This is a genomic window from Kitasatospora saccharophila, from assembly GCF_039529925.1.
In the GTDB taxonomy this organism is placed as follows: Bacteria; Actinomycetota; Actinomycetes; order Streptomycetales; family Streptomycetaceae; genus Kitasatospora; species Kitasatospora saccharophila.
This window is the reverse complement of sequence record NZ_BAAANS010000126.1, coordinates 1-7,368: the sequence shown is the minus strand read 5'-3', so window position 1 is coordinate 7,368 and position 7,368 is coordinate 1. Positions and strand designations below refer to the sequence as shown.

The 7,368-nt window shown below is 70.9% G+C and carries 6 protein-coding genes; 2 read left to right on the top strand and 4 right to left on the bottom strand.

Translation table 11 applies throughout. The annotated features are described in order from the left end of the window. The first annotated feature begins 397 nt into the window (after positions 1–397). Positions 398–1,114: an HNH endonuclease family protein gene (locus ABD345_RS39505; RefSeq protein WP_344559609.1), complete on the top strand. Its 717-nt coding sequence runs from the start codon at positions 398–400 to the stop codon at positions 1,112–1,114. 75 nt (positions 1,115–1,189) lie between these two features. On the opposite strand, the gene ABD345_RS39500 is transcribed toward ABD345_RS39505, so the two are convergent. Continuing rightward, complete coding sequence (locus ABD345_RS39500; RefSeq protein ID WP_344559607.1) at positions 1,190–2,914, bottom strand: RecQ family ATP-dependent DNA helicase; 1,725 nt, start codon at positions 2,912–2,914, stop codon at positions 1,190–1,192. 312 nt (positions 2,915–3,226) lie between these two features. On the opposite strand from ABD345_RS39500, the gene ABD345_RS39495 reads away from it, so the two are divergent. Continuing rightward, on the top strand, positions 3,227–3,757 hold the full coding sequence (locus ABD345_RS39495; protein WP_344559605.1) for a hypothetical protein: 531 nt from the start codon (positions 3,227–3,229) through the stop codon (positions 3,755–3,757). Between the two features lie 750 nt (positions 3,758–4,507). Here ABD345_RS39495 and ABD345_RS39490 read toward each other — a convergent pair. Genes ABD345_RS39490 through ABD345_RS39480 form a run of 3 tightly spaced genes read right to left on the bottom strand, consistent with a single transcriptional unit; the run spans position 4,508 to position 7,046 of the window. After that, positions 4,508–5,317 carry a hypothetical protein gene (locus ABD345_RS39490; RefSeq protein WP_344559603.1) on the bottom strand — a complete coding sequence of 270 codons (810 nt, stop codon included), beginning with the start codon at positions 5,315–5,317 and terminating at the stop codon, positions 4,508–4,510. 8 nt (positions 5,318–5,325) lie between these two features. After that, a complete protein-coding gene (locus ABD345_RS39485; protein ID WP_344559601.1) occupies positions 5,326–6,732 on the bottom strand; it encodes a hypothetical protein in 1,407 nt (468 codons plus the stop codon). Beyond that, positions 6,732–7,046: a hypothetical protein gene (locus tag ABD345_RS39480; RefSeq protein WP_344559599.1), complete on the bottom strand. Its 315-nt coding sequence runs from the start codon at positions 7,044–7,046 to the stop codon at positions 6,732–6,734. Before ABD345_RS39480 ends, ABD345_RS39485 begins: the two co-directional genes overlap by 1 nt. Positions 7,047–7,368: the final 322 nt, after the last annotated feature.

The following is a 7,368-nucleotide window of genomic DNA, read 5'->3' as shown; positions in this document are numbered from 1 at the left end:
AAGCTTCGATCGCGGTCGTTCAACACGAAGAGGTCAAAGTCGTCGTCCTCCTCCGCGAGCTTCGGGTTGCTGAAGGCACATCCCAAGGGGCGCAGGTTGTCGAGAAGGCGTCGTAGCGGACGCGACATGATCGGCCGAGGAATTGCCACGGCCGCGGTCTAGCAGAACGAACTGACACACCGTCAGTCTGACGCCTTCCCTGCCCCGTGCGCCGAGCGCGGCCGGCGGGCCGGATACCCAGCAACTGCCCAGGACCGCGCTCGGTCAGCCACCTGCTGCGCACCGCATACACTCTCCGGCTCGTCTGGGTGACGCTGAACATCGGCCCGCAACCCGGTCCGACCCGTAGAGGTTGGACTGGGTGTTGTCGCGCCCCTCACCTTGTGGAGTCTGCCCCGTGCGCGTTCGTCCCGTTCTCGCCGCCGTCCTGTCCGCCGCCGCGGCCACCGCGCTGCTTGCCTCCCCGGCCAACGCTGCGGCCGGTCCCGAGCCCCGTACGGTTGCTTCGGCGGCCGCCGGGCAGCACCGTGCGGCGGGTGAGCAGGTCACCGTGACGCTTCGGGAGGCGATCGACGCGCTGCCGGTTGTGGAGGAGGACCGGACCGGCTACGAGCGTACGAAGTTCCGGCACTGGATCGACGAGGATCGCAACGGGTGCAACACCCGGGCGGAGGTACTGATCACCGAAGCAGCGAGTGCACCGTTCGTCGGCGCGAAGTGCTCGCTGGCGGGCGGGGTGTGGGTCAGCCCGTACGACGACGTGGTGCTGCAGGACGCCAAGGCCCTGGACGTCGACCACGTGGTGCCGCTCGCCGAGGCATGGGACTCCGGGGCCTCCGCCTGGTCGGCTGCCGAGCGGCAGGCGTACGCCAACGACCTCGACGAGCCGCGTGCGTTGATCGCGGTGTCCGCGAAGTCCAACCGCAGCAAGGCGGACAAGGACGTCGCGGAGTGGCTGCCGCCCGCGGTCGGCTACCGCTGCACCTACATCGACGACTGGGTGCTGGTGAAGACCCGTTGGGGTCTGAGCGTGGACCAGGCGGAGACGGACGCGCTGCACCGCCTGGCCGCCGGCTGCCCCAACGAGCAGCTCACCGTCACCCTTGCCCGCTGATCCGGCCCGTCCGGAAACCGGCCACCGGTAAGGAAGAGCCGGCTCTGACCCCCTCCCGCGACCCCGCCGTCCCGGTCAGCGGACGGTGAGCAGGTTGTTTTCGCGGACCACGTCCAGTGACAGGGTGCGGTAGCCGACGCTGTCGAACAGGACCGTCAGGTGGCGGTCTTCTTCGTTCATCACCGCTCCCTCGCCCCAGTGTTGGTGCCGTACCAGCGCGCCCGGCCGGAACGGGTGCCGGTCGCCGGCGGAGCCGGCCGGGTCGTCGTCCGGGGCGGAGGGCCCGGGCAGCGGGCCGCCGGTGCCCGCCAGGACGGCGGGGCCGCCTACCGGCCCCTGCTGGGAGAGTTCGGCCGCTTCGCAACGGTCGCAGGAGCCGCAGCCGTCCTCCCCGGTCGCCTCCTGGGGCTGGCCGAAGTAGCCCAGCAGGAAGCGGCGCCGACAGCCGGTACTCTCCGCGTATCCGCGCATCATGTCCACCCGGGAGCGCTCCAGCTGCTGGTGCGCGTCGCCGAGTTCGACCGCTTCCCGGGCGGTGTCCGCCGGGTCGGCGTCACCGGTGGGCGTCAGGTCGCCGTCCTCGGTGGTGGCCACCGCGCCGACCTGCTCCAGCAGGTTGACCACGGCGGTCAGCCGGCTCGCCGTCAGCCCGGTCTCGGCCCGCAGGTCGCCGGGGTGGACCGGCCCGTCGTGGTCCGCCAGGGTGCTCGCCACCCGGGTGACGGTGTCCGGGTCCGGGCGGCCAGCCGCGAAGAACCGCTGAAGGCCCAGGTCCTGCGGCCGGTAGGCGAGGATCGCCCGGGCCGGCTCACCGTCCCGTCCGGCCCGGCCGATCTCCTGGTAGTAGGCGTCCAGCGAGCCGGGGACGGACGCGTGCAGTACGAAGCGCACGTTCGGCTTGTCGATGCCCATCCCGAACGCCGACGTCGCCACCACCACGTCCAACCCGCCTGCCAGGAAGCGGTCGTGGACGTCGGCGCGCTCCGCGGCGGGCAGGCCCGCGTGGTAGGCCGCCGCGTCGAAGCCGAGCTGCCCGAGCTCCGCCGCAAACTCCTGCGCCTCCCGCCGGGTGGCCGCGTACACCAGTCCCGGCTTGGGCTCGGCCGCCGCCCGCTCCACCACCGCGCGCTTCTTGACCGCCGCGTCCTGGAACGGCACCACCTCCAGGTGGATGTTGGGCCGGTCGAAGCCGGTGACCACCTCGCGCACGTCGCGCATGCCGAGCCGGGCGACGATGTCGGCCCGCACCGGTGCGGCGGCGCTCGCCGTCAGGGCCAGCACCGGCGGCCGGCCGATCCGGTCAATGACCTGGCCCAGCCGCAAGTAGTCGGGCCGGAAGTCGTGGCCCCAGGAGGAGACGCACTGGGCCTCGTCCACGACGAACAGCGCCGGAGCGGCGGCGGCGAGCTGCTCGACCACCTCGTCCTTGGTGAGTTGCTCGGGGGACAGGAAGAGGAAGTCGACGTCCCCCTCGCTGATCCGGTCCCACACCGCCGCGTTCTCCCGGCCGCTGTTGGCCGAGTTGACCGCGGCGGCGTCCGTGCCGGCCCGGCGCAGCAGGCCCTGCACCTGGTCGCGCTGGAGGGCGATCAGCGGGGAGACCACGACCGTCGGGCCGGGTATCAGCAGCCCGGGCACCTGGTACACCGCCGACTTGCCGGCTCCGGTGGGCATCACGACCAGGGTGTCGCGCCGTTCCATCACCGCTTCCATCGCCAGCAGCTGCTGCGGCCGCAGCCGCTTCCAGCCGAAGACCTCCCGGGCGCTCTGCTGCAGCCGCCGTGCCGGCGAAGTGGCCATGTTGCTCCTTGAGTTCGAGTCCGGACCGCACACCGGCCGGTTCGGGGACGGCGTGCGGGTACCCCGCCAGGACGAGCTGACGCGTCTCCGGTGCTCCGGCGTCCCGGTGCCCGACCACGGCGGGACGGCAGGGAGCGGCTGACCCGCCACCTGACGGCGGCCCGCCGGGTGCTCGCCCGGGTGCCGGACGGCGGTCAACCGAGAGCTCACGGGAATTCACCGTCGGGGGTCTACCCGTGTAGCGTGCGCGGGGGTGTCATGGACGCGGCCTCGGCGATGCCCGCCGAACCCCCGCACCCCTGGAGGCACCCCATGCGTTCGACCACCCGGATCCCGGCCGCGGCCGGCACCGCCCTGGCCCTGGCCCTCAGCGGCCTCGTGCTCGGCCTCGGCGCCGGCACCGCGCACGCGAGCACCTGCTCCCACTCCTACCTGCCGCTGCCCGACCCCGCCTGCACCCCCGGCGCGTACAACCCGGACGTCACCCAGTCGACCATCCAGTCCACGATCTGCGTCTCCGGCTGGACCGCAACGGTGCGCCCGTCCACCTCCTACACCAACGCCCTCAAGGTCCAGGGGATCGCCGACTACGGCTACGCCGACACCTCCCTCTCCTCCTACGAGGAGGACCACCTGGTGCCGCTGGAGCTCGGCGGGGCCCCGCGCGATCCGGGCAACCTGTGGCCCGAGCCCTACTCGGGCACGAAGACCGCCACCACCAAGGACGGCGTCGAGACCAAGCTCAAGAACGCGGTCTGCTCCGGGCGGATCACTCTGGCCGTCGCCCGCAGCGCCATCAAGACCAACTGGACCACCGCCTTGTCGGTCACCGGTATCGGCTGACAGTCCGTACCGGCCCCGGCTCGCGGTCCGGGCCGGTGCGGCGGGGGCCCGGCTTCAGGGGGAGTCGGCCGGGCCCTCGTCCGCCGCACCCAACGCCTGCCCCGCGAGCGCGCCTTCATGCTCCTTGCCGGACGCCGGGGCGACAGCACCGGTCCGACGCCGAGCGCCCCGCCGTCCGCTACAGCGTCACCATCGAGTAGTTCCTCATGGCGTTTAACACCGCGCACCGCCCAGCAGCGCCCCAGCCGGACCCCTGCGCGGCCCGCCGACGGTTGCTCAGCGCTCCGTCGGGTCCCGAGGGCCCGTGCGACGGACCTGGCACAAGGCCCTCGCCAGTTCCAGCGTCAGTGTCTACTCCTGGTCCCTGATCAATGGGGGCATCACCCGCCGTCGTCCCGCCCTTGGCGACCTTGCCGACGATGTCCTGCTCGGGAGGATCCTGCACCCGACGCATGCCCAGATCGCCGAGACCACTGGCTGCCACACCTCCAGGCACGCCAGGCCCCGACACAACGGCTCGCGCTGACTGGCCGGCGGCTCCTGCCGTGGCGGGGGCCATTACGGCTGTAATGGTGGCCCCCGCCACGGCCTGCCGGTTTGGATCCTTCGCCATCACCCGTACCCTGGCCCGGCCGTCCGTACGTACGGACTTGCCGTCACTGTTGTCGGGGCGGGCACCGTCTATTGAACGATCACCGGGGCGTCGAATGTGGATTCCGGTAGCGGCCCACGGTTTCTTGCGGGGTGGGATCACTGTCCGTCGTAGCGGACCACGACACCGTGGAGTTTCCCGGCGACTTCGTCGGCTAGCGCGTAGTCGCACAGGTTGACGGACCAGTTGGCGGCGGTGACCAGGTAGGCGGGAACGCCGGGGCGGGCGATGGCGGTGTGCAGTGTCTTGTCGCGGTCGGAGTCGTCGGCGTGCAGTTGGAGGGTGGCGCAGTTGGGGGGGTGGCCGGCTTTGCTGCCGGTGGTGCAGGTGAGAGTGCCTGCGGGGCCGGGTTGGCGGTTCTGGCAGCCGACGGCGGTGTCGAGGGCGTTGGCGAGGTGGTCGAGGGTGTCGTAGCGGGGTGCAGGCGGGATGGAGGGCAGGGGGCGGTCGGGTGTGTCGGGTTCGTCGCCGGGAAGGACGACGCCGCCGAGGGCTTGGGCGATCTTGGGGGCGTAGGTGGGGTTGACGACGTTGATGCGCCAGTTCCCGGCGGCGACGAAGGTCTGGTGGAAGGCGGTGCGGCCGGCCGCGATCCCGTCGCCAATGTCGTCGCGGGTGTAGCGGGCGGGGTCGTAGACCTTGATCTCGGTATCGAAGCTTTTGCCGTCGAGGGTGGCGGTGCAGTCGATGGTCGATGCCCCGTTCATGGTGTGGCTCAGGGTGATGCGGCAGGGGATGCCGGCTGTGCCGAGCTTGTCCACGATGGCGTCCGCGCTGCTGTACTGCGGTGCGGCGGGTACCTCGGTCGGCATGGGGACGCGTGGCGGCTGCCCGCCGCCCGTGCAGGAGAGCAGCAGGGCGGCGGGCAGCAGTGCGGGCAGCGTGCGGATGAGGTGGTGCCTGGGCATGGGAAGAGTCAGCCTGCCGGGGGTGTGGGCGCAGGGCCCGGGCTCGGGGCCGGGTACCTGGGGCTCGGGACCGACGGCGTGCCGGGAGCCGGGGGGACCAGCGGACGGGGCTGGTCCGGGGGCAGTGGGGCGGTGCCGCGTTCGAACGTGCTCACTCCGGGGGCGGCGTAGATCGGTTTCAGGTCGACGTTGGTGTCGTTCGGGGTCCGGGCCGCGAGTTCGTCCAGGGCCTTGCGCCGTTCCGACTCGGGGAGGCTGTTCCAGGCGTCTGCGTCGCGCAGCGACTGCTGCAGGCCGTCCCAGTTGTCCGAGCGGTCCTTGATGGCCGCGCCCCGCTGCGAACCGTCATCGCCGTAGCGGGCGTTGGAGTCGCGGACCTGGGGCGTGTCGGCGGCGTAGAGCAGGAACAGCTGCTTGTCGGTGGCCGTGCCGTGCGGGTTCTTCTGAAGGTCTTTCAGGTAGTAGGCGCTCAGCCGGACGTCCTCGCCAGGGTTCTCCTCTATGTACTTGGCGAGTTGGGTATCACTGAGCCCTGCAAGTCCCGGGAACGCGTCCTCGTTTCCTCTGATGACCTCCCGGGCGGTGGCGAGCTTGACGTGGGTGATGCCCAGGGACTTGTCGGGCTTCAAGGTCTCCGAGGCCGTCCAGTTAGAGATCCGGCCGGCGATGGTGAGCGGGCCGTCCAGGCCGGGTTCCTGGTTCTGGTACCACTGCTGTTCCTGCCACATGATGGCGAGCAGCAGGTCGGTGCTGATGCCGGTCTCGGCGGAAGCCCGGCGGGCTGCGTCGATCAGTTCAGGCGGTACGTTGATCGGGTGCGGGCCGTTTTGCGCGCTCTGCAACCGCATGGCGATGGCCAGTGCGCTGTTGCCGTCCCGGTCGAGAGCCTCCCGGACGGTTCCAGGGGTCTGGGCCTCGGCGAGCAGGGCCAGGGTGCGGAGCTCGTCGGTTGCGGCTGTGTCCGCGGCGGCGGCATCGTGCAGAGCCGCAGTGATCAGGGCTTGGGCTTGGTGGATCTGCTCGTTCAGGGCCTGGGTGTCCGCTGGGTCGACAGGGCCGGGGAGTACTGAGACGCTGCCGTCCTGGTCGACCTGCAGCCGGTGGCTGTGGGCGAAGTCGAGCGCACCGTGCAGGGCGCGCTGAGCGTTCGTCATCGCGGTGGCCAGGCGGTCGTAGACCTTTGCGAGGTCGCGCATGGACAGGGCCGCGGCTTCGTAGGAGTCCGCGTGCTTCGCGAACCGGCTCCGTGCCGAGTCGCCGGCAGGGCTCGCCCAGGCACTGCCGAGTGTGCGGGCCACCTCGTCACGGGCCACCGAGGCGACGTGCTCGCAGTGCTTGGCGGTGGTCAGCGCGTCGTCGCAGGCCTTCTGCCACAGTTCGGGCCGGGCACGGTCCAGGGCGTCGAGGGTCAGCATCAGGCACCACGCAGCCACTGTGCGTCGTCGGCCAGCGCCGCAGCGGTCGCGCCGTCCGTGCTGACGTAGTTGTTCGCCGACGTATGGAGCGCCTCGGCGGCGGCCTCCACTTCGTCGGCCTCGTCGTGCAGGCGCCCCCGCCAGGATTCGATGCAGCGGGAGTTGGCGTCGGACGCCAGCCAGCCCGGGTGTGCACCGCCAGCGGCCTCTGCCTCGTCCAGCATGAACCCCCGCCGGTTTCCAGCGATACTGTCTTGCATGGACATGGCAATCCGTGAAACGGCCTGCGGATCAATGTCGATGTCAGCTGGCAAGGTCCCCCCTTGGTAACTTGCTGTCAGCAGAACTAGTCACTCTGTAGGCGATCCTAGAACACCCCTCCGCCCGACAACCGGCCTTCGTCGGCTTTTCCTCCCCTGCCTGCAGCTGATGCTGCAGGCATACCTTCCTTCCCGACCGGGCCCGGACCGGCGCGGTCGGGCGGCCTGATCGCGCGTCACACCTTCGAGCGAAGTTTGCTCCCGGCTGGACGAAAACATCTCAGACCGTGTTTGAGATCTCATAGATTGGTGGGTGAAAGTGGTCGCGGGCCTTGTCGGGTGGCTGCGTGGCCGCGGGTGAGTCGGCGGGCCATGA